The 22,177-nt window shown below is 59.1% G+C and carries 15 protein-coding genes and 1 riboswitch; of the genes, 13 read left to right on the top strand and 2 right to left on the bottom strand.

Annotated elements, in window-relative coordinates:
- The 3 genes from ACIOMO_RS19200 to argR all read left to right on the top strand — a co-directional run bounded on the left by ACIOMO_RS19200 (window position 1) and on the right by argR (window position 3,151).
- Window positions 1-1,113, top strand: coding sequence for a M14 family metallopeptidase (locus ACIOMO_RS19200; RefSeq protein ID WP_401242879.1), 1,113 nt, complete (start codon window positions 1-3; stop codon window positions 1,111-1,113).
- 27 nt (window positions 1,114-1,140) lie between these two features.
- Window positions 1,141-1,905: an ABC transporter ATP-binding protein gene (locus tag ACIOMO_RS19195; protein WP_401242876.1), complete on the top strand. Its 765-nt coding sequence runs from the start codon at window positions 1,141-1,143 to the stop codon at window positions 1,903-1,905.
- A gap of 265 nt (window positions 1,906-2,170) precedes the next feature.
- Window positions 2,171-3,151 carry a transcriptional regulator ArgR gene (gene argR, locus ACIOMO_RS19190; RefSeq protein ID WP_007912706.1) on the top strand — a complete coding sequence of 327 codons (981 nt, stop codon included), beginning with the start codon at window positions 2,171-2,173 and terminating at the stop codon, window positions 3,149-3,151.
- Window positions 3,152-3,175: 24 nt separating this feature from the next.
- Here argR and ACIOMO_RS19185 read toward each other — a convergent pair whose 3' ends face one another.
- Complete coding sequence (locus ACIOMO_RS19185) at window positions 3,176-8,221, bottom strand: dermonecrotic toxin domain-containing protein (protein ID WP_401242873.1); 5,046 nt, start codon at window positions 8,219-8,221, stop codon at window positions 3,176-3,178.
- A 302-nt stretch (window positions 8,222-8,523) separates the two neighbouring features.
- Between ACIOMO_RS19185 and ACIOMO_RS19180 the strand changes: the two genes are divergently transcribed.
- From ACIOMO_RS19180 to astE, 7 genes are all read left to right on the top strand, one after another.
- Entirely contained in the window at window positions 8,524-9,744 is a 1,221-nt protein-coding gene (locus ACIOMO_RS19180; RefSeq protein WP_141126185.1) for an aspartate aminotransferase family protein, read from the top strand.
- A 216-nt stretch (window positions 9,745-9,960) separates the two neighbouring features.
- Window positions 9,961-10,980, top strand: a complete 1,020-nt coding sequence (aruF, locus tag ACIOMO_RS19175; RefSeq protein WP_053122867.1) for an arginine/ornithine succinyltransferase subunit alpha — start codon at window positions 9,961-9,963, stop codon at window positions 10,978-10,980.
- Between the two features lie 51 nt (window positions 10,981-11,031).
- Window positions 11,032-12,057, top strand: a complete 1,026-nt coding sequence (gene astA, locus ACIOMO_RS19170) for an arginine N-succinyltransferase (protein ID WP_053122864.1) — start codon at window positions 11,032-11,034, stop codon at window positions 12,055-12,057.
- The gene (gene astD, locus ACIOMO_RS19165; protein WP_400755718.1) at window positions 12,054-13,523 is read left to right on the top strand and encodes a succinylglutamate-semialdehyde dehydrogenase; all 1,470 of its coding nucleotides are present in this window, start codon (window positions 12,054-12,056) and stop codon (window positions 13,521-13,523) included. Before astA ends, astD begins: the two co-directional genes overlap by 4 nt.
- A gap of 164 nt (window positions 13,524-13,687) precedes the next feature.
- Complete coding sequence (gene astB, locus ACIOMO_RS19160) at window positions 13,688-15,034, top strand: N-succinylarginine dihydrolase (RefSeq protein ID WP_053122860.1); 1,347 nt, start codon at window positions 13,688-13,690, stop codon at window positions 15,032-15,034.
- Window positions 15,035-15,091: 57 nt separating this feature from the next.
- A complete protein-coding gene (locus ACIOMO_RS19155) occupies window positions 15,092-15,382 on the top strand; it encodes a hypothetical protein (protein ID WP_008077915.1) in 291 nt (96 codons plus the stop codon).
- Between the two features lie 12 nt (window positions 15,383-15,394).
- Window positions 15,395-16,405: a succinylglutamate desuccinylase gene (gene astE / locus ACIOMO_RS19150; RefSeq protein WP_400651728.1), complete on the top strand. Its 1,011-nt coding sequence runs from the start codon at window positions 15,395-15,397 to the stop codon at window positions 16,403-16,405.
- Window positions 16,406-16,526: 121 nt separating this feature from the next.
- On the opposite strand, the gene ACIOMO_RS19145 is transcribed toward astE, so the two are convergent.
- Window positions 16,527-17,036, bottom strand: a complete 510-nt coding sequence (locus tag ACIOMO_RS19145; protein ID WP_007919335.1) for a 6,7-dimethyl-8-ribityllumazine synthase — start codon at window positions 17,034-17,036, stop codon at window positions 16,527-16,529.
- Window positions 17,037-17,137: 101 nt separating this feature from the next.
- Window positions 17,138-17,309, bottom strand: a riboswitch (FMN riboswitch).
- A 301-nt stretch (window positions 17,310-17,610) separates the two neighbouring features.
- Between ACIOMO_RS19145 and ltaE the strand changes: the two genes are divergently transcribed.
- From ltaE to ACIOMO_RS19130, 3 genes are all read left to right on the top strand, one after another.
- On the top strand, window positions 17,611-18,615 hold the full coding sequence (ltaE, locus tag ACIOMO_RS19140; protein WP_401242867.1) for a low-specificity L-threonine aldolase: 1,005 nt from the start codon (window positions 17,611-17,613) through the stop codon (window positions 18,613-18,615).
- A 146-nt stretch (window positions 18,616-18,761) separates the two neighbouring features.
- Entirely contained in the window at window positions 18,762-21,380 is a 2,619-nt protein-coding gene (alaS, locus tag ACIOMO_RS19135) for an alanine--tRNA ligase (RefSeq protein ID WP_401242865.1), read from the top strand.
- 90 nt (window positions 21,381-21,470) lie between these two features.
- A partial coding sequence (locus ACIOMO_RS19130) for an aspartate kinase (RefSeq protein ID WP_401242862.1) occupies window positions 21,471-22,177 on the top strand: 707 nt, incomplete at its 3' end.

Below are 22,177 nucleotides of genomic sequence, written 5' to 3'. Positions count from 1 at the left end.
ATGGAACGCATCGACCACGTTTTGCCGTGGAGCCATTTGGGCAGCGAGCGCAAGATTTCCGTATTCCGCTTCGGACGCGGCGAGCGCAAGGCCTACATTCAGGCCAGCCTGCACGCTGATGAATTGCCGGGTATGCGCACTGCTTGGGAGCTGAAAAAGCGCCTCGGCGAACTCGAAGCCAAAGGCTTGCTCAACGGTGTCATCGAACTTGTGCCAGTCGCCAACCCGTTGGGTCTCGGGCAATTGCTGCAAGGCAATCATCAGGGCCGTTTCGAGGCGGGCAGCGGCAAGAATTTCAACCGTGATTTCGTTGAGCTGAGCGCGCCGGTTGCGGCCGCTTTGGCTGACAGTCTCGGTGATGATCCGCACGCCAATGTGCGCCTGATCCGTCAGGCGATGGCCGATCATCTGGCGGCATTGCCGGAGGCGAGCAGCCAGTTGCAAGGCATGCAGCGTGTGTTGCTCAGCCATGCCTGCACCGCCGATGTGGTGCTTGATCTGCATTGCGATGCCGAGGCCGCGCTGCACATGTATGCGTTGCCGCAGCACTGGCCACAGTGGCGTTCGCTGGCCGCACACCTGAATGTGCGCGTGGGTTTGCTGGCGGAAGATTCCGGCGGCAGCTCGTTCGATGAGGCTTGCTCGTTGCCGTGGTTGCGTCTGTCGCGGCAGTTCCCCGAGGCGCAGATTCCGCTGGCGTGTCTGGCCACGACAATCGAATTGGGCGGCCAGGCCGACACCGGTCGCGCCGAAGCCGAGGCATATGCTGAGGGCATTCTGGCTTTCCTCGCCGAGCAAGGTTTGATCACCGGCGAGTGGCCGAATCCTGCGCACGAAGCGTGCGAAGGCATGCCGTTCGAAGGCACCAAATTGCTCCTCGCACCCCATCCCGGCGTCGTAAGTTTTCTGCGCAAGCCCGGCGAGTGGGTCGAGGCGGGCGACGAGATTTTTGAAGTGATTGATCCTGTGTCCGATCGGGTCAGCACGGTGTGTGCTGGTACCTCCGGGGTGCTGTTTGCCATTGAACGGCTGCGCTATGCCCAACCCGGTTTCTGGCTGGCCAAGGTGGCGGGGCGCGAAGCGCTGCGTCACGGGCGCTTGCTCAACGACTGACTGACTGTTTTTGTGAGAACCGACCGCATGTACAAACTTGAAGTCCAAGACCTGCATAAACGCTATGGCAGTCACGAAGTGCTCAAGGGTGTTTCCCTGAAAGCGGCAGCTGGCGATGTGATCAGCATCATCGGCTCCAGTGGCTCCGGCAAAAGTACTTTCCTGCGCTGCATCAACCTGCTCGAGCAGCCGCACGCGGGCAAGATTCTACTCAACAACGAAGAGCTGAAACTGGTGGCGAACAAGGACGGCGCGCTGAAAGCCGCTGATCCGAAGCAGCTGCAACGCATGCGTTCGCGCCTGTCGATGGTGTTCCAGCATTTCAACCTGTGGTCGCACATGACCGCGATTGAAAACATCATGGAAGCGCCGGTTCACGTGCTCGGCGTACCCAAGTACGAAGCGCGCGAAAAAGCCGAGTACTACCTGAACAAGGTCGGCGTGGCCCATCGTAAAGATGCGTTCCCGGGCCACATTTCCGGTGGCGAGCAACAGCGTGTGGCGATCGCCCGTGCGCTGGCGATGGAACCTGAGGTGATGCTGTTCGACGAACCGACCTCGGCGCTCGACCCTGAATTGGTTGGCGACGTGTTGAAGGTGATGCAAGCGCTGGCTCAGGAAGGTCGCACCATGGTCGTGGTAACACACGAAATGGGCTTCGCCCGTGAAGTGTCGAACCAGTTGGTGTTCCTGCACAAAGGCGTGGTTGAAGAAAGCGGCAACCCGCGTGAAGTGCTGGTGAATCCGCAATCAGAACGTTTGCAACAATTCCTCTCGGGCAGCCTCAAGTAATCGCTGCCGTTATGCACCAAATTAGGTCATGCTTCGCGACCTGAAGGCTGGCTCCGTTCACTGTAGGAGCTGCCGAAGGCTGCGATCTTTTGATCTGTTTTTGAAGATCAAAAGATCGCAGCCTCGTTTCACTCGACAGCTCCTACAGGGGAAAGGCATTTCATTCCCGATGATGGATCTGCGTCAGGCTCAAGATTTGTGTTCATTTACGGGCTAGCATTGGCCCATGCCTTCATCACTGTTCTTCGCTTCGGATTGCCCGCCCATGACTGCCCATCGAATTGGTTTCCTGATTTGGCCCAGCACTAAAGCGTTGACGCTGGCGCTGGCGGAGGAAGCCTTGCGTGTTGCTCAGCGGGTGCACCCGGACGTGGTTTACGAACTGTCGTTCCTGCAAGCCGAACCACCGGCCGAAGGTGCCTGGCAACTGCCCGGTGAAGCGTGGGCGGGCAAGCTCGAAAATTTCCAGAAACTGTTCCTGCTCGCTGACGAGCCGCCGACCACATTGGCCCCGGCACTCAGCAGTGCGCTCAAGCAATTGGTACGTGCCGGTACGGTTATCGGCGGTTTGTCTGCCGGTGTTTATCCGTTGGCACAACTCGGTTTGCTCGACGGTTATCGCGCGGCGGTGCACTGGCGCTGGCAGGACGATTTCGCTGAGCGCTTCCCGAAAGTCATCGCCACCAGTCATCTGTTCGACTGGGATCGTGATCGCCTGACTGCCTGCGGCGGCATGTCGGTTCTCGATTTGCTGTTGGCGGTACTGGCCCGCGATCACGGTGCGGAACTGGCCGGCGCCGTTTCCGAAGAACTGGTCGTCGAGCGCATTCGCGAAGGTGGCGAACGTCAGCGCATCCCGTTGCAGAACCGTCTCGGCTCCAGCCATCCGAAGCTCACCCAAGCGGTGTTGCTGATGGAAGCCAACATCGAAGAGCCGCTGACCACCGACGAAATCGCCCAGCACGTGTGCGTGTCCCGTCGTCAGTTGGAGCGCATCTTCAAGCAATACCTCAACCGTGTGCCGAGCCAGTACTACCTGGAATTGCGCCTGAACAAGGCCCGGCAGATGTTGATGCAAACCAGCAAGTCGATCATCCAGATCGGCCTGTCGTGTGGCTTCTCATCTGGGCCGCATTTCTCCAGCGCCTACCGCAATTTCTTCGGCGCCACGCCGCGGGAAGATCGCAACCAGCGGCGCAGCAGCAGCCCGTTTGAATTGTCATCGGTGCCGCCAGAGCGCGGTTGATCACCGCGCTTCAGTCGACGAACACTATTCGTCGATTTCCGAGCCCTCGGACGTTGAAACTTCCATCTCCGCCTCGTCGATCGTGCTTTCGATGCCAAAGTCCATGCCGTGCTTTTTGAAGTAGGCGCTGAGGATTATCTGGCTCTGCGCATCGAACGGGTTGTCGCGAAAGTTAATTGCTTCAGCAACCTCTCCGGGAAGTTCGAGGATATCGCTGGGCATCTCGGTGATCGCATTACTGCTTAAGTCGGCCTTCATCAGGCGCTTGAGCTGGAACAGGCCATCCGGGATTTGCTGGATGCCAGTGTTGTTGAGTATCAGGTCTGTCAGCGAATTCAGTTGTCGCAGATCCGGTGCCAGTGCCAAGGGATTGAAGCTCAGGTCGAGAATCTCAAGGTTCACCATCTCCCCGAGGGCCGCTCTACTGTGCGCGCTCAGAGTGATGTTGCATTCCGTCAGGTACAGCACGGTCAGATCACCCATTCTGAAAATCGCTTGAGGAATGTCCTCGAGTGAGAACTCGCGAATGTTCAGCGTCCTGAGTTTGGGAAAGCAATTCAGGAACTGGTTGGCACCCGACGTGGCGCCTTCTTCGCTAAACAAGGTCAAGGTCGACACATGACTGAAGTCTGCGTTCAGCGCCGGTAATTCTCCGATGATCGTGGTAGGCAGGTTGAGCTCGTACAGCGTCTCACCGTGCTCGCCGAGTTCGTCGAACTCGCTTTCTTTGCGCCAGCATTCTTCGACCAGGGCCTTGAACTCATCGCGTGCTGATTGCTCCTCCGCCAGTTCGACCAAGGTGAACGGGTTGTTGGTGAATGGGTTGATGGCCGGAATATCACCGGTCCAGGCGTCCAGGCTCTCTCTGAGGTTCGAGTACTCGCTTTCCAGTCGAGTCAGTTCAAGTCGGGCGTCATGTGTGAGCCCGGCCAGACGATAAAAAAACTGGCTGGCTTCCTGGTCGTTAAACAACGAATAAAGTTGTTTGACTCGCGTGATGTCGACCTCTTCACAGAGCACTCCCAGCGTCTGCCCAAACTGGTGAAAGTGCGCTCTGATCCTGTCGCGTGTCACGTTCGACCAGGGGTTGTGGGCGAAATCGAAACCTGAAGTGACTTCCGGCGGGTAATGGAAAAACCCCAAAGGAATGTCACTGATCTGGTTGTTGTTGAAAATACCGGTCGTCAGTTTCGGATGATTCACCAGGCCGTTGGGAAGATCAGCGATACCGGTGTCGCCGAGATCAATGTAGGCCAGCGCGGGCATGTTTGTGATGTCGGGCGCGCGTCTCAACGGATTGCGATACAGATCCAGCGCGCTCAGTGAGGTCAACCCGCTCAGCGTGGTCATTGCTGCGTCATCAAGGGTGATGCTGCACTCAGCCAGTATCAGTTGAGACAGATTGGGCATGACACTAACGGCTTGGGGCACATTCCCAAGATTGAAACTGCGAATCTCCAGATGCTGCAATCGCGGGAAATACCGCAGAAAGCGGTCTGCGCCCAGCGTGCCATGACTGCCGTCCAGTGACAGGTGCGTGACGTGGCTGAAATCTGCTGTGAGCTGCGGAAGCTCCCCAACGATCGGAAGAGCGAACTGCAGCAGTGATCGTGCCTCGGGACTTTCGCTGTCGAGCGTTGTGCGTTCTAGCCAGCAACGCTGCAGAGCTTCCTTGAAGGCCAGTCGATTGCTTTTGGCTTCGGAGAACGTCGCAACATCCAGCCGCGTGCCGGTCACTGGATGCAGCCTGGGTGTTTGCGCTGTCCAGTCGTTCAGATCCTGTCGCAATTTAGCCAGTTCGGCGGTGAGCCGAGACAATTCCATGCGCGGGCCCGCCGGGTAGGTCATCAGTCTTTGCATGAATGCTTGAAATTGCTCAGGCGTAAATGACGGGTTGAGCGCCATCGCCTCTTGTTCAAGCACCGGAAGATAAGGGTTGAAGTGTCTATAGCCTTCGCTGCCTCCCGGTAAACGCATGGTGTGCGGATCGTAGGTTGGCTTGAGCTCACGGTGCAGGGCGAGGATTTTTTGCAGATCGTCGCGAGCTAATGCGTGCTTGCGGATAGTCTGCTTGAGCTTCGCGCCGGCACCGATGTCGATGCCCAGCGCGTCACGTGCATTGTCGGGCAAGGCTTGCAACACGGCGTTGTAGAAATCGAGCGCCGCCGACAATGGCTGGCTCTCATCGTCGAAAGCCTGGTAGCGGCCGTCTTCAAGCAGCACCAGGGTTTTGTGCAGGGTGGCATCGCCGGGGTCAATACTGTCGCGCAATGTGCCGCGAGTACCGTATTCACGGACGTCGATTCGCAGGTTTTTTGGCCATCCCGGGACACGTTCAAGTGAATGCAATGCCAGCCGATGAGTGTCCAGCGGGTTGATCGAATCCAGGTACAAACCTTCAAAGGCGCGACTGCTGCGAACGTCCTCCAGGGCCCAGCGCGACAGGTGCATGAGCCGTTTCGGGACGAGTGATTGCTTGAGTTGTTGGCGTTCTTCGCCCGTGGCAGTGCGCAGGATTTCCCGGGCGACGCTGGTTGGGAGACCGGGCGATGCGTCGATGAGTGCGCGCGAAGCGGCGTCGGTGCTGTATTCGAGTGCGCGGTAGCGTGCATTGAACAGGATGTTGCGGCGTTCGGTGGCGATGTCCGCCAAGGTTTTGCGCAGTACGCGCGCACGTGCGGTAAAGGCTTGGGGAGGTCGGCCAGGTTCTTCTTTTAATAGTGTCTTGAGATCACTTTCATCGAGCTTCGCCAACAGGTTCGTGAGCAAATCACCTGACCCCGGCGGCGGTTCGTACAGCTCAATCATCGGCAAATCCTGGCGATTGCTTTGCCAGATGGTCTCTCCTTTAGCGTTGAGTAAACGCAGGCTTTTGTCCTCGGGCCAAGGGCAATGTTCGGTCATTAGTTGCAATTGGGTGATCGGGTCGGCGCGCGAAAATTCCGCGAGGTGAGGGCTGTTCATTTGATCGATGAACGTGCGAATGCCTTTGTCGATGCTGAAGCGTTTTAGGGTGTCCTCCAGCAAGGGTGGAAGTGGCTCGCGCTCAGCGTGAAATTTGCGCAACACATCTTCGTGATAACCGCTGCTGCTGAGGGCGTGTTCCAGTTCGGTGGGTGACAGGCTGTCGACCGTGTGGCCGATGCGTCGCAGCAGTTTGTCGGTTGGCCAGGTGAGCGGGCGATCAAGTTCCGTTTGCCAGGTGCCCGTGTGGAAGTGTTGAAGCGCTGGAGGATAGGCATCCGCACGGTTCGGGTGATCAATTCGAAAGCCGCTGGTGCCTGGCTCAGGTCTGACGGCGAAGACTTTGCCGTCCAGCGGCAGCAGCAGTTTTCCATCGACCTGGTGCAAACCGTGCTGATCAGGCAGGGATTCTTTCGCCAACGAAACATCTTGCTCGTAGGGGGCCAGGTCAGCTTTCCAGTAGAGGGTTTTTCCGTTCGGTGCTCGAACCGGTTTGAAGCGGTCGATAAAACGCACGACTTGCTGCGGCAGTACGTTACGAAACTCACCGGCGACCAGCATGCCGCCGGCGGCGAATATGCCCAGTTGCACGACGGATTCCACCGCGTCCAGCAGGTGCAGAAATGCCTCGGTTCGTTGCCCTTGCGCCCACTCGATAATGCCTTCGAAGGTCTCGTCCAGTAACTGATAGGCCATATAACCCAGCATCAGTTCGCCCAGAAACGGCACGAACGGCATGGCCACGAAAGCAGCGACGTTGAGCAGTGATGAAGCGATGTTCACCAGTGAATCCCAAAACGCCCACCGCGCTTGCTGATCAACCGATGCTGTTGGTACTGCAAGGCTTGGCCCGTCGTTGAGGATTTTGTTTAGCGCATCCTCAAATTGCTGCTGCCATAACGATGCCTGGATGATCTGGGCGCGAAACTGCAGGTCGGGTTTTTCAATTGCTACTTCACGCCAGGCAGGTTTTGGATCGCCTCGTTCGTGCGGGTAAAACTGAATCTGGGTCAAGCGTGCCTTGAGTGTTGAAAAGAAGCGGCCGCGCTCGCTGTGCGCAATAAACCGACTGAAAAAATCCTGGTAGTCGCTTTCGCGCAACTGACGCGTCAGTTCGGTGGAGAAGGCGACGCTGGAGGCGTATTCCTTGATCGGGTGCTCGGGGTCGTTCGGCACATAGACCACCACGCGACTGGCGTGTTCGCTGCTGTTCAGATCCGGCGCAAAGACAATGATGCCGTGCAGTGCAGACGACAGCAGTGACAGGCTCTGGCTGCGCAGGGGTTCGCCGTCGAGCCGCATGCCTTGCAGACCGTCGATCAAGCCGCTGATCAGACGGAACAGATCCTCCTGAATGTCGTTGTTCATCCGCGCGTACAACAGCGCCGATTTCAGTGCAGCCTTCTGACTGGTTTCAACGTGCAAACGTAAGGTCGCCGCGACGTCGGGTCGGGTGACACCCAGTTGATGTTGCAGATGCTGCTGGTATTGCGCGCCGATATCGAGCGTTCGGCACAGTTTGATGAAGTCGGGTATCGATAGCGTCCGGGTGATGTCCGGGAGCGTTTCGAACTGCTCGTGCTCGTCTGGCCGGGTGATGAAGCAGGAGTCGGGGTCGAACGCATCCGCTTCGGTTTCGTGGCGCTCGAAGTTATGCAGCGCCGCATCCAGCAATGACACGCTCCAGATCCGCTGGGCGCCCGTGGAGAATCCGAACCAGGGATTTGTCACCGGAATGTACAGGCGCACGAAGGTGTTTTTGACGTCTAGTGTCAGGCCGACTTGATCCTTGATGGCCGCTGTCAGCAACGGCGCGGCAAAGGCGTCGACATCCTTGAGATCGGCGAGCAGGCGATCCACTTGGTTTTGCGCTGTCCAGTACTGAGCATTCAGGGTGCGCAGATGAGCCTGATGCTGACGAGGAGAACTTGCCAGCCCTGGTTCAGGGTGTGGCGTGCCGCGCCGCAAAGCATGTCGTCGAAGTGCCGAAGCGTTCGCCAGCCAATCAGGTGTGGCGTGATGCAAATGCAGAAAATGCGTGTCGTCGTGCTCGGCAACGAAAGCGTCGAGACGGACGGTAGGTTGAAGCGGTTGTGACAGGTTCATACGCTCATCCATTAGCGTGTGGAGAGCGCCCAGCAAATCAGAAAAAAAATCATCATGTGCGGTACATAGTTACCGCACATGGAATTCTTCGATCAAATACAGTGAAGCCACCGCAGATCCGCCCGGGCAGTTTAAACTGCGCCTTTGCGACGCTATATGTCGCATTGCCGTAAACCCGGGAAAATCCGGGGTTTGCGCTATAAGAAGTTGTCGCTTGGCGGCAAGGCCGGGCTGAAAACTGTCCTTACAATCCCCCCATCGCTCGCCAGTTTCAGGCGGGTGTTCCTCTTCAGGAGACTCCGATGTCCGTTGAGCACGCTGCGGTACAACGCGCCGATTTCGACCAGGTAATGGTTCCCAACTACGCGCCTGCCGCTTTCATTCCGGTGCGTGGCGCCGGTTCCCGCGTCTGGGATCAGGCCGGCCGCGAGCTGATCGACTTCGCCGGCGGGATTGCCGTTAACGTCTTGGGCCACGCGCACCCGGCGCTGGTCGGTGCATTGACCGAACAGGCGAACAAGCTGTGGCACGTGTCCAACGTGTTCACCAACGAGCCAGCCCTGCGTCTTGCGCACAAACTGATCGACGCCACGTTCGCCGAGCGCGTGTTCTTCTGCAACTCCGGCGCTGAAGCCAACGAGGCCGCTTTCAAGCTGGCCCGTCGTGTTGCGTTCGACCGTTTTGGCACTGAGAAATACGAAATCATCGCCGCGCTGAACAGCTTCCACGGCCGTACTTTGTTCACTGTTAACGTCGGTGGCCAGTCGAAGTACTCCGACGGTTTCGGCCCGAAAATCACCGGCATCACCCACGTTCCTTATAACGACCTGGCCGCGCTGAAAGCGGCGGTTTCCGACAAGACCTGTGCGGTCGTGCTGGAACCGATCCAGGGCGAGGGCGGCGTGCTGCCAGCCGAATTGGCTTACCTGCAAGGTGCCCGCGAACTCTGCGACGCGAACAACGCGCTGCTGGTGTTCGACGAAGTGCAGACCGGCATGGGCCGCAGCGGCAAGCTGTTCGCCTACCAGCATTACGGTGTGACCCCGGACATCCTCACCAGCGCCAAGAGCCTGGGCGGCGGTTTCCCGATCGCGGCGATGCTGACCACCGAAGCGCTGGCCAAACATCTGGTTGTCGGCACTCACGGCACCACCTACGGCGGCAACCCGCTGGCGTGCGCGGTCGCGGAAGCGGTGATCGATGTGATCAACACTCCTGAGGTGTTGAGCGGCGTAAACGCCAAGCACGACAAGTTCAAGGCGCGCCTTGAGCAGATCGGCGAGAAATACGGCCTGTTCACACAGGTGCGTGGCCTCGGTCTGCTGATCGGTTGCGTGCTCAGCGAAGCGTGGAAAGGCAAGGCCAAAGACATCTTCAACGCCGCTGAAAAAGAAGGCCTGATGATTCTGCAAGCCGGCCCGGACGTGATCCGCTTCGCTCCGAGCCTGGTAGTGGAAGACGCTGATATCGATGCCGGTCTGGATCGTTTCGAGCGCGCGGCTGCAGCACTGACGCAAGCCTGATAGACCCTTCGGCGCCTGGAGCTTTTCAGGCGTCGATCAAAATTTTGATGCCGGACCAGATCAACTGTAGGAGTGAGCCTGCTCGCGATTGCGGTATGTCAGTCGACTCATTGGTTTCTGACAGACCGCAATCGCGAGCAGGCTCACTCCTACATTGATCTCCATGTAGGCCCGGTTATTTCTTCTGTGAATTGATAAGAGAAAAGGAGTGACACCATGCTGGTGATGCGCCCCGCGCAAATGGCTGATCTGGGCGAGGTACAGCGTCTGGCTGCGGACAGCCCGATTGGTGTCACTTCCTTGCCGGATGACGTGGAACGTCTGAGCGACAAGATCGCCGCGAGCGAAGCGTCGTTTTCCGCCGAAGTGAGCTTCAACGGTGAAGAGAGCTATTTCTTCGTCCTCGAAGAATCCACCACCGGCAAACTGGTCGGTTGCTCGGCAATTGTTGCGTCCGCCGGTTACTCGGAGCCGTTCTACAGCTTCCGTAACGAGACCTTCGTCCACGCTTCCCGCGAGTTGAAGATCCACAACAAGATTCACGTGCTCTCGCAGTGCCACGACCTGACCGGCAACAGCTTGCTGACCAGTTTCTACGTGCAGCGTGAGCTGGTCGGGTCGCCGTGGTCGGAGCTGAATTCCCGTGGTCGTCTGCTGTTCGTCGCCAGCCATCCCGAACGTTTCGCTGATTCGGTGGTGACCGAGATCGTTGGTTACAGCGATGAGAATGGCGACTCGCCGTTCTGGGACGCGATTGGTCGTAACTTCTTCGACCTCAATTACGCCGAAGCCGAACGCCTGTGCGGGCTGAAAAGCCGCACGTTCCTCGCCGAGCTGATGCCGCATTACCCGATCTACGTGCCGCTGCTGCCGGACTCCGCTCAAGAGGCGATGGGCCAGGTGCACCCGCGTGCGCAGATCACCTTCGACATCCTGATGCGCGAAGGCTTCGAGACCGATCACTACATCGACATTTTCGACGGTGGGCCGACCCTGCATGCGCGTGTTTCGGGGATCCGTTCGATCGCCCAGAGCCGCGTGGTGCCAGTGAAGATCGGCGAGCCGGTGAAAGGCGCCGGACGCCAGTATCTGGTGGCCAACGCGCAGTTGCAGGATTACCGCGCGGTGCTGCTGGAACTGGATTACGCGCCGGGTAAACCGGTGACTCTGGATCTGGAAGCGGCCGAAGCCCTGGGCGTCGGTGAAGGTGCCAGCGTGCGCCTGGTGGCGGTTTAACGCCTTAGCGAGTTTCACGGGTGGCGAAGGCGGCCCGTTTGAGGAGATAGCATGATTGTTCGTCCCGTACGCAGCAGCGATTTATCCGCGCTGATCGACCTGGCCCGTAGCACCGGCACCGGCCTGACTACTTTGCCGGCCAACGAAGAACGTCTGGCCCATCGGGTCGGCTGGGCCGAGAAGACTTTTCGCGGCGAAGCCGGCCGTGGTGATGCGGACTACCTGTTCGTGCTCGAAGACGATGACGGCCGCGTGGTGGGGATTTCCGCCATTGCTGGCGCTGTCGGCATGCGTGAGCCTTGGTACAACTTCCGTGTCGGCCTGACCGTCAGCGCCTCGCAAGAACTGAATATCTATCGCGAGATTCCGACGCTGTTTCTGGCCAACGACCTGACCGGTAATTCCGAGCTGTGCTCGTTGTTCCTGCACGCCGATTACCGCAGTGGTCTGAACGGTCGCATGCTGTCGAAGGCGCGGATGCTGTTCATCGCGGAATTCCCTGAATTGTTCGGCAACAAGATCATCGCCGAAATGCGCGGTGTCTCCGATGACGCCGGTCGTTCGCCGTTCTGGGAAAGCCTCGGTCGGCACTTCTTCAAGATGGAATTCAGCCAGGCCGATTATCTCACCGGTGTCGGCAACAAGGCGTTCATCGCTGAACTGATGCCGAAATTCCCGCTGTACACCTGCTTTCTGTCCGAAGGCGCGCGTCAGGTCATCGGCCAGGTTCACCCGGACACCGAGCCTGCCTTGGCAATGCTCAAGGGCGAAGGTTTCAGCTATCAGGGTTACGTCGACATCTTCGACGCCGGCCCGGCCATCGAATGCGAAACCGGCAAGATCCGCGCGGTGCGTGACAGCGAAGCGCTGGTGCTCGCCGTGGGTACGCCGGGCGACGACGCCACGCCGTTCATCATCCATAACCGCAAGCGCGAAGACTGCCGCATCACCGCTGCGCCGGCGCGTCTCGCTGCCGGCACGCTGGTGGTCGATCCGCAGACCGCCAAACGTCTTCAACTCAACGCTGGCGATCAAGTGCGCGCCGTGGCGTTGTCCGCTGCACGGGAGTCGAAATAATGAATTCGCTATACATCGCAGGTGAGTGGCTGGCCGGTCAGGGCGAGGCCTTTCAATCGCTGAACCCTGTGACCCAGCAAGTGCTGTGGTCGGGGGAGGGCGCCACGGCGGCTCAGGTTGAATCGGCTGTGCAAGCTGCGCGTCAGGCGTTCCCGGGCTGGGCACGTCGCACGCTGGACGAGCGCATCACGGTGCTTGAGGCTTTCGCCGCGTCGCTGAAAAACCACGCTGACGAACTGGCTCGCACCATTGGTGAAGAGACCGGCAAACCGCTGTGGGAATCGGCGACCGAAGTGACCAGCATGGTCAACAAGATCGCGATTTCGGTGCAGAGCTACCGCGAGCGTACCGGCGAGAAGAGCGGCCCGTTGGGCGACGCCACTGCTGTGCTGCGCCACAAACCGCACGGCGTGGTTGCAGTGTTTGGCCCTTACAACTTTCCCGGCCACTTGCCGAACGGCCACATCGTGCCGGCGCTGCTGGCGGGTAACAGCGTGCTGTTCAAGCCAAGCGAACTGACGCCGAAAGTGGCCGAGTTGACGGTCAAGTGCTGGATCGAAGCCGGTCTGCCAGCGGGTGTTCTGAACCTGGTGCAAGGCGCCCGGGAAACCGGCATCGCGCTGGCAGCGAACCCGGGCATCGATGGTTTGTTCTTCACCGGTTCGAGCCGCACGGGCAATCATCTGCACCAGCAATTCGCCGGTCGTCCGGACAAGATTCTGGCGCTGGAGATGGGCGGTAACAACCCGCTGGTGGTTGATCAGGTCGCGGATCTGGATGCGGCGGTTTACACGATTATTCAGTCGGCGTTCATCTCTGCCGGTCAGCGTTGCACCTGCGCACGCCGCCTGCTGGTGCCGCAAGGCGCGTGGGGCGATAGCCTGTTGAAGCGTCTGGTTGAAGTCAGCGCGACCATTGAAGTCGGCGCATTCGATCAGCAACCGGCACCGTTCATGGGCTCGGTGATTTCCCTCGGCGCGGCGAAAGCGCTGATGGACGCTCAAGAACATCTGCTGGCCAACGGCGCAGTGTCGCTGCTGGAAATGACTCAGCCACAAGCACAAGCCGCGTTGCTGACGCCGGGCATCGTTGATGTGACGGCGGTTGCCGAGCGTCCGGACGAAGAACTGTTCGGCCCGTTGCTGCAAGTGATCCGCTACGTTGATTTTGAAGCAGCGATCGTTGAAGCCAACAACACCGCTTATGGGCTTGCTGCGGGTTTGCTGTCGGATTCCGAAGCGCGTTATCAGCAGTTCTGGCTGGAAAGCCGCGCCGGCATCGTTAACTGGAACAAACAGCTGACCGGCGCTGCAAGCAGCGCGCCGTTTGGTGGTGTCGGTGCCTCGGGCAACCATCGCGCCAGCGCCTATTACGCAGCGGATTACTGCGCGTACCCGGTAGCGTCGCTGGAAACACCGAGCCTGGTGTTGCCATCGGCCCTAACGCCAGGCGTGAAAATGGCGTAACGGCCATTCGCGAGCAGGCTCGCTCCTACAGGACTTGTGTCGTACACAACATGTGTATTCACCGCTAAACCTGTAGGAGTGAGCCTGCTCGCGATCGCCGCGACGCGGTCTGACTGAATTGTTACCTGAAGCCTATAACAACAGATTCTCGTGGAGCCTCGCTGATGAAATCCTATGAAGTCAATTTTGACGGTCTAGTGGGGCCGACCCATAACTACGGTGGTCTGTCCTACGGCAACGTTGCGTCCCAGAGCAACAGCCAGCAATCTTCGAACCCGAAGGAAGCGGCGCTGCAAGGTCTGGCGAAGATGAAAGCGCTGATGGAAATGGGCTTTCAGCAAGGTGTGCTGGCGCCGCAAGAGCGTCCGGACGTAGCCGCATTGCGCCGTCTGGGTTTCAGCGGTACCGACGCGCAAGTGATCGAGCGCGCCGCCAAAGAAGCCATGCCGCTGCTGGTCGCCAGTTGCTCGGCGTCGAGCATGTGGGTGGCTAACGCCGCCACGGTCAGCCCGAGTGCCGACACCGCCGATGGTCGCGTGCATTTCACCGCCGCCAACCTCAATTGCAAATACCACCGCAGCATCGAGCACCCGACCACCAGCCGCGTGCTCGGTGCGATGTTCGCCAATCAGCAGCACTTCGCCCATCACGCCGCGTTGCCGGCGGTGGCGCAGTTCGGTGATGAAGGCGCGGCCAACCACACGCGTTTCTGCCGTGAGTACGGTGAGGCGGGCGTTGAGTTCTTTGTGTTCGGTCGCAGCGCGTTCGACAACCGTTTCCCGGCGCCGCAAAAGTACCCGGCGCGGCAGACTCTCGAAGCTTCGCAAGCCGTTGCGCGTCTGCACGGTCTGCGTGACGAAGGCGTGGTTTACGCCCAGCAGAACCCGAACGTGATCGATCAGGGCGTGTTCCACAACGACGTGATTGCCGTGGGTAATGGCGAGGTCTTGTTCTATCACGAGGACGCGTTCCTCGACACCGAGTCGATGCTGGCCGAACTGCAAAGCAAACTGGCCAAAGTCGGTGGTAACTTCCAATCCGTGTGTGTGCCGCGTTCGGCAGTCACCGTGGATGACGCGGTGCGTTCGTACCTGTTCAACAGCCAATTGCTCTCGCGTCCTGACGGTTCGATGCTGTTGATCGTGCCGCAAGAGTGCCAGGCCAACGAACGCGTCTGGGCTTACCTGCAAAGCCTGACCAGCTCCGGCGGTCTGATCCGCGAAGTGAAGGTTTTCGATCTCAAGCAAAGCATGCAAAACGGCGGTGGTCCAGCGTGCCTGCGACTGCGCGTCGCGCTTAACGAAACCGAACTGGCGGCGGTCAACCCAGGGGTTATCATGACGGCACCGTTGTACGGTTCGTTGACCGCATGGGTCGAGAAGCACTACCGCGATCGCCTGAGCGAAACCGATCTGGCGGATCCACAGTTGTTGCTTGAATGCCGGACGGCACTGGATGAACTGACGCAAATCCTTAAACTGGGCGCGGTTTATCCATTCCAGATCAATTGATGGCCGGCGCGTCGCCTGAACGCGGCGCGCGGCTTGTCTCACCAAGAGAGTAAAAACATGAGCGATTCCCTGCAGCTGATCCTTGAAGACACCGACGGCACGCAACTGGAGACCTCCTGCACCCGCGTTGCGGTCATGTGGCAAGGCAAAGAGCTGTGGATTCAGCAGGACGGCCGTGGCCAGTTGCTGATCGGCGTGGACGTTGAAGAAGGTGACGCCGAATACGCCAACCTGCTGCTGCGCCCATTGGCGACTAATCTGGTAAGTCTGCAACTGGAAATGGAACCGGCTGACGCTGGCGACGACGAAGACCACGTGCACGGCCCGGATTGCAACCACGACCACTAAGGAAACCGCTCTATGCTCGCCCTCGGCAAACTGCTTGAACTGACCCTCGCCGGCCGCGAACCGGCGGAGAAGACTCAACTGACTGTCGAAGGCGTGCGCATGCGCTGGTTGAGCGAAGGGGCGCTGGAAGTCCGGCCACCCGAAGCGCGCGACAATGGCCTGGATCTGCTGCTGTCGGCAGGGATCCATGGCAACGAAACAGCGCCGATCGAGTTGCTTGATCGGCTGCTGCACGACATCGCACGCGGCGATCTGAAGCCGCGCGCACGCATTCTGTTCCTGTTCGGCAACCCCGAAGCGATTCGCAAAGGCGAGCGCTTTGTCGAGCAGGACGTCAATCGGCTGTTCAATGGCCGTCACGAACAAAGCAGTGGCTCAGAAGCGCTGCGAGCCTGTGAGCTGGAACGTTTGGCGGCGAGTTTCTTCAGCCTGCCGGATCGCCAGCGCCTGCACTACGACCTGCACACAGCGATTCGCGGCTCGAAGATCGAGCAGTTCGCGCTGTATCCGTGGAAGGAAGGTCGTCAGCATTCACGCCTTGAACTGGCGCGCCTGCGCGCTGCCGGGATGGAAGCGGTGCTGCTGCAGAACAAACCGTCGATCGTGTTCAGCTCTTACACCTACGACAAGCTCGGCGCCGAGGCTTTCACGCTGGAACTGGGCAAGGCGCGGCCGTTCGGGCAGAACGACGGGGTTAACGTCTCGCTATTGGAAACCCGTCTGAAGCAGATCATTGAAGGCACTGAGCCGGAAATGGCTGAAGCGCAGCTGGATGGTTTGCAGTTGTTCAGTGTCGCGCGGGAAATCATCAAGCACAGCGATGCGTTCCGCCTAAACCTGCCGCAGGACATTGAAAACTTTTCCGAATTGGAGATGGGTTATGTGCTGGCTGAGGATCTGGCCAATACCCGCTGGATCATTGAGGAAGAGGGCGCGCGTATCATCTTCCCTAATCCCAAGGTCAAGAACGGCCTGCGCGCGGGCATCCTGATCGTCCCGACCAGCGACGAAAACCTCGCCTGACCCGATGATCGTTCCCACGCTCCGCGTGGGAATGCAGCCCGGGACGCTCCGCGTCTCAAGGCGGACGCTGAGCGTCCATTGAGGCATTCCCACGCAGAGCGTGGGAACGATCTTTAGAGACTTAGACGGCTACTGCATGCGGCTCAGTACGGCGCAGTGCACGAACCTTGCGCAGCGTATCCGCGCAAGTCCGCGCCGCTTCCTGACCCTTGTGTACAAAGTGCTCAAAGAAGAATTTCTGATGCTCGTCACCTGCATGGAAGTGATGCGGCGTCAGCGACACCGAAAACACCGGCACTTCGGTTTCCAACTGCACTTGCATCAGGCCGCTGACCACCGATTGGGCGACGAACTCGTGACGGTAGATGCCGCCATCCACCACCAGGGCTGCGGCGACGATGCCGGCATAACGACCGGTTTTGGCCAGCAACTTGGCGTGTAGAGGCATTTCAAAAGCGCCGCCGACTTCGAAGATGTCGATGTCCGATTCCTGATAACCCAGGGCAATCATTTCGGCGACGAAGCCTTTTCGGCTCTGGTCGACGATTTCTTTGTGCCAGCAGGCCTGGATGAACGCAACGCGCTCGCCGTGTGGGTGTTTGCTTTTGCTGTCGATAGCGGTGGGTTGCATGTTCTGACTCCTGTTTGTGTGAAAAACAGGGCGTTATGAATCGAAAGGGATTCAAGGGTGCGCACACGCACAACATCGCGCAGACGGCCCTTTGGCGTTAATCCCGTTCTCTCTTCATCCGGACTATGACCGTCGGCCCCGGGATCACACCGGGTCTGCTGACCTTGCCGCCGATCTCAACCGAAGTCGTATTCGTCGCCAAGCGCTCGCGGGCTATGCGCATTGCGCGCAATTACCGCCGGTGGGGAATTGCACCCCGCCCTGAGAACGTTTTTGCCGCCCTTTCGCGGGCGGCGCAGCGTTTTTAACACATATTTTCAGGGCTTGCATACTCAATACCGGCCGACCGAAATACACAACCTGTGGGAGCGGGCTTGCTCGCGAAAGCGATTTAACCTTCAACGCAAATGTTGTCCGGCAGTCCGCCTTCGCGAGCAAGCCCGCTCCCACATGGATTGCGCTTTCCTCAGGAGTTACGTGGCCTTTTCTCATTAAAGGCTTGAATAATCTGCCTCATGACCGCAGTAATTGACCTTCGTAAAGGGATTTCCCCTGCTGAATTGAGGCCAGGTTCATGAGCGTTATCGATCTTCGCAGCGACACCGTCACCCAACCGACACCCGCCATGCTCGACGCGATGACCGCGGCCGATACCGGTGACGATGTGTACGGCGAAGACCCGACGGTCAATCGTCTGGAAGCCGAACTGGCTCAACGCTTGGGCTTTGCCGCCGCGCTGTTCGTGCCGACCGGCACCATGAGCAATCTGTTGGGATTGATGGCGCACTGCGAGCGCGGCGACGAATACGTCGTGGGTCAGCAGGCGCACACCTACAAGTACGAGGGCGGCGGCGCGGCGGTGCTCGGTTCGATTCAGCCGCAACCGCTGGAAGTGCAGGCCGACGGTTCGCTGGATCTGGATCAAGTCGCGGCGGCGATCAAACCGGACGACTTTCATTTCGCTCGCACCCGTTTGCTGGCGCTGGAAAACACCATGCAAGGCAAAGTGCTGCCGCTGGAATATCTGGCGCGGGCGCGTAAATTCACCCAAGACCACGGCTTGCAACTGCACCTCGACGGCGCGCGGCTTTACAACGCCGCGGTCAAGCTAGGTGTCGATGCGCGGGAAATCACTAAACATTTCGATTCGGTATCGGTGTGCCTGTCCAAAGGACTCGGTGCGCCAGTGGGATCGGTGCTGTGCGGTTCCGAGCAATTGATCGGCAAGGCCCGGCGTTTGCGCAAAATGGTCGGCGGCGGCATGCGTCAGGCCGGGTTGCTGGCGGCGGCGGGGCTGTATGCGCTGGATCACAACGTCGAGCGTCTGGCGGATGACCACGCCAACGCGCAGTTTTTGGCCGACGGTCTGCGTGAAGCAGGTTTCAGCGTTGAACCGGTGCAAACCAACATGGTTTATGTGCAAATGGGCGACAAAGCCGAAGCGATCAAGGCGTTTGCCGGCGAACGCGGGATCAAGTTGAGCGCCGCCGCGCGTCTGCGTATGGTCACGCACATGGACGTCAGTCGCGCGCAAATCGAGCAAGTGATCGCGACATTCGTCGACTTTTCGCGCAAGTGACAGCGTTAGCCGTCCAATTGACCGTTTCTATCGTATAAACACGCTGTACCCCGCGCGCAGGGCCGATATAATGCGGCCCTTTGCCGTCGCTTCGTCTGTTGACGTTTCGAACAGGCCTTTGGCCGCAGCCTCCGTGGAAGAACCTAATGAAAAGCGCAGAAATACGTGAAGCCTTCCTTCGCTTCTTCGAAGAGCAAGGCCACACCCGTGTAGCCTCCAGCTCTTTGATTCCGGGCAACGACCCAACCCTGCTGTTCACTAACGCGGGGATGAACCAGTTCAAGGACTGCTTCCTGGGCCAGGAAAAACGTGCGTACACCCGTGCGACCAGCAGCCAGAAATGCGTGCGTGCCGGTGGCAAGAACAGTGACCTGGAAAACGTCGGTTATACCGCTCGTCACCACACGTTCTTCGAAATGCTCGGTAACTTCAGCTTCGGTGACTATTTCAAGAAGGATGCGATTACCTACGCGTGGACCTTCCTGACCGGCGTTCTGCAACTGCCGAAGGAAAAACTCTGGGTCACCGTCTATGCCTCCGACGATGAAGCGTATGACATCTGGACCAAAGAAATCGGTGTGCCGGTCGAGCGCATGATCCGTATCGGCGACAACAAAGGCGCGCCGTACGCCTCCGACAACTTCTGGACCATGGGCGATACCGGCCCGTGCGGTCCGTGCACCGAGATTTTCTACGATCACGGCGACCACATCTGGGGCGGCCCGCCGGGCTCGCCGGAAGAAGATGGCGACCGTTACATCGAGATCTGGAACAACGTGTTCATGCAGTTCAACCGCACTGCCGATGGCGTCTTGCATCCGTTGCCAGCGCCGTCGGTCGACACCGGCATGGGCCTGGAGCGGATCAGTGCGGTGATGCAGCACGTCAATTCCAACTACGACATCGACCTGTTCAAGAACCTGCTGAAGGCCTCGGCTGAAGCGATTGGCTGCGAAAACGGCGATCAGTCTTCGTTGAAAGTCGTGTCCGACCACATCCGTTCGTGCGGTTTCCTGATCGCCGACGGCGTGCTGCCGTCCAACGAAGGTCGCGGTTATGTACTGCGCCGGATCATCCGTCGCGCTTGCCGTCACGGTAACAAGCTGGGCGCTACCGGCAGCTTCTTCTATAAGATCGTTGCCGCACTGGTTGCCGAGATGGGCGAAGCCTTCCCGGAACTGAAGAAGCAGCAAAGCAACATCGAGCGCGTGCTCAAGGCTGAAGAAGAGCAGTTCTCCAAGACTCTGGAGCACGGCCTGAAAATTCTCGAGCAGGATTTGCTGGAACTCAAAGGCACCGTGGTGCCGGGCGACGTAGTGTTCAAACTCTACGACACCTATGGTTTCCCGATGGACCTGACCGCCGACATCGCCCGCGAGCGCAGCCTGACTGTCGATGAAGTCGGCTTCGAACGTGAGATGGAAGCCCAGCGTGTGCGTGCGCGTTCGGCCAGCTCGTTCGGTCTGGACTACAACACTTTGGTCAAGGTTGACGTGGCCACTGAGTTCACCGGTTACAAAGACACCAGCGGTTCGGCAAAAATCGTTGCTATCTATAAAGATGGCCAGTCGGTCGACGTCTTGAATGAAGGCGAAGAGGCGGTGATCGTTCTGAATCAGACGCCGTTCTACGCTGAGTCCGGCGGCCAGATCGGCGACTGCGGTTATCTGCAGGCCGGCAGCAGCCGTTTCGACGTGCGCGACACCACCAAAACCGGCGGCGCATTCCTGCACCACGGTGTGCTGGATTCGGGCAGCCTGACCATCGGCGCGCCAGTGGAAACCCACGTCGACGCCGAAGTGCGTCACGCCACTTCGTTGAACCACTCGGCCACGCACTTGCTGCACGCTGCACTACGCCAGGTTCTGGGCGAGCACGTTCAGCAGAAAGGTTCGTTGGTCGATAGTCAGCGTCTGCGTTTCGACTTCAGCCACTTTGAAGCGATCAAGCCTGAGCAAATCAAGGCGCTGGAAGACATCGTCAACGCCGAGATTCGCAAGAACTCCGCCGTTGAAACCGAAGAAACCGACATCGACACCGCGAAGAACAAAGGCGCGATGGCGCTGTTCGGCGAGAAGTACGGCGACAACGTGCGCGTGCTGAGCATGGGCGGCGATTTCTCCGTCGAACTGTGCGGCGGTATCCACGCCAACCGTACCGGCGACATCGGTCTGCTGAAAATCATCAGCGAAGGCGGTGTGGCTTCGGGCGTGCGTCGTATCGAAGCGGTCACCGGTGCCGCGGCACTGGCCTACTTGAATGCTGCAGAAGAACAACTCAAGGAAGCGGCCAGCCTGGTCAAGGGCAGCCGCGACAACCTGATCGACAAGCTGTCGGCTGTGCTCGAGCGCAACCGCCAACTGGAGAAGCAACTCGAGCAGTTGCAAGCCAAGGCGGCGAGTGCGGCGGGCGATGATCTGTCGTCCTCGGCACTGGACGTCAAAGGCGTGAAGGTTTTGGCCGCACGTCTGGATGGTCAGGACGCCAAGGCGCTGCTGGCGCTGGTTGATCAGTTGAAGAACAAACTCGGCCGCGCAGTGATCCTGCTCGGCAGTGTCCATGAGGAAAAGGTCGTTCTGGTTGCAGGCGTAACCAAAGACCTGACTGGCCAACTCAAAGCCGGTGATTTGATGAAGCAAGCTGCTGCGGCAGTGGGCGGGAAGGGCGGTGGTCGTCCGGACATGGCGCAGGGCGGTGGCGTTGATGCCGGCGCGCTGGATGGTGCACTGGCGCTGACCGTTCCATTCGTCGAGCAGGGTTTATAAGACGGTCCGTCGCGCCCGCAGTCTAGTGGCGGGCGCGGCGGCTGTTCGAGTGATTATTGGGCGCCCTTCATGGGCAGAGGCGGCTTTGAAATGGCTTTGATCGTACAGAAATTTGGAGGCACCTCGGTCGGTACTGTCGAGAGAATCGAGCAGGTCGCCGACAAGGTTAAGAAATTCCGCGATGCCGGCGATGACCTGGTGGTTGTGCTGTCTGCAATGAGCGGCGAAACCAACCGTCTGATCGATCTGGCCAAGCAAATCAGTGGCGACGGTCAACCGGTTCCGCGTGAGCTGGACGTGATTGTTTCCACCGGTGAGCAGGTGACGATTGCCCTGTTGGCCATGGCGCTGATCAAGCGCGGTGTGCCGGCGGTGTCGTACACCGGTAATCAGGTGCGGATCCTGACCGACAGTGCGCACAATAAAGCGCGTATCTTGCAGATTGATGACCAGAAGATTCGTGGTGATCTGAAAGCAGGTCGCGTGGTAGTTGTCGCCGGTTTCCAGGGCGTCGACGAGCACGGCAACATTACCACCCTCGGTCGTGGCGGTTCCGACACCACCGGCGTGGCACTGGCTGCGGCGTTGAAGGCTGACGAGTGCCAGATCTACACCGACGTTGATGGTGTTTACACCACCGATCCGCGCGTTGTGCCGGTCGCTCAGCGTCTGGACAAGATCACCTTCGAAGAGATGCTGGAAATGGCCAGCCTCGGTTCCAAGGTGTTGCAGATCCGTGCCGTGGAATTCGCCGGCAAGTACAACGTACCGCTGCGCGTACTGCACAGCTTCAAGGA

It is taken from the genome of Pseudomonas sp. NPDC087804, from assembly GCF_044742965.1.
Classification (GTDB): Bacteria; Pseudomonadota; Gammaproteobacteria; order Pseudomonadales; family Pseudomonadaceae; genus Aquipseudomonas; species Aquipseudomonas rustica.
Note: the sequence above shows the minus strand (reverse complement) of the source record. Positions and strands in the feature narration are given on the sequence as shown.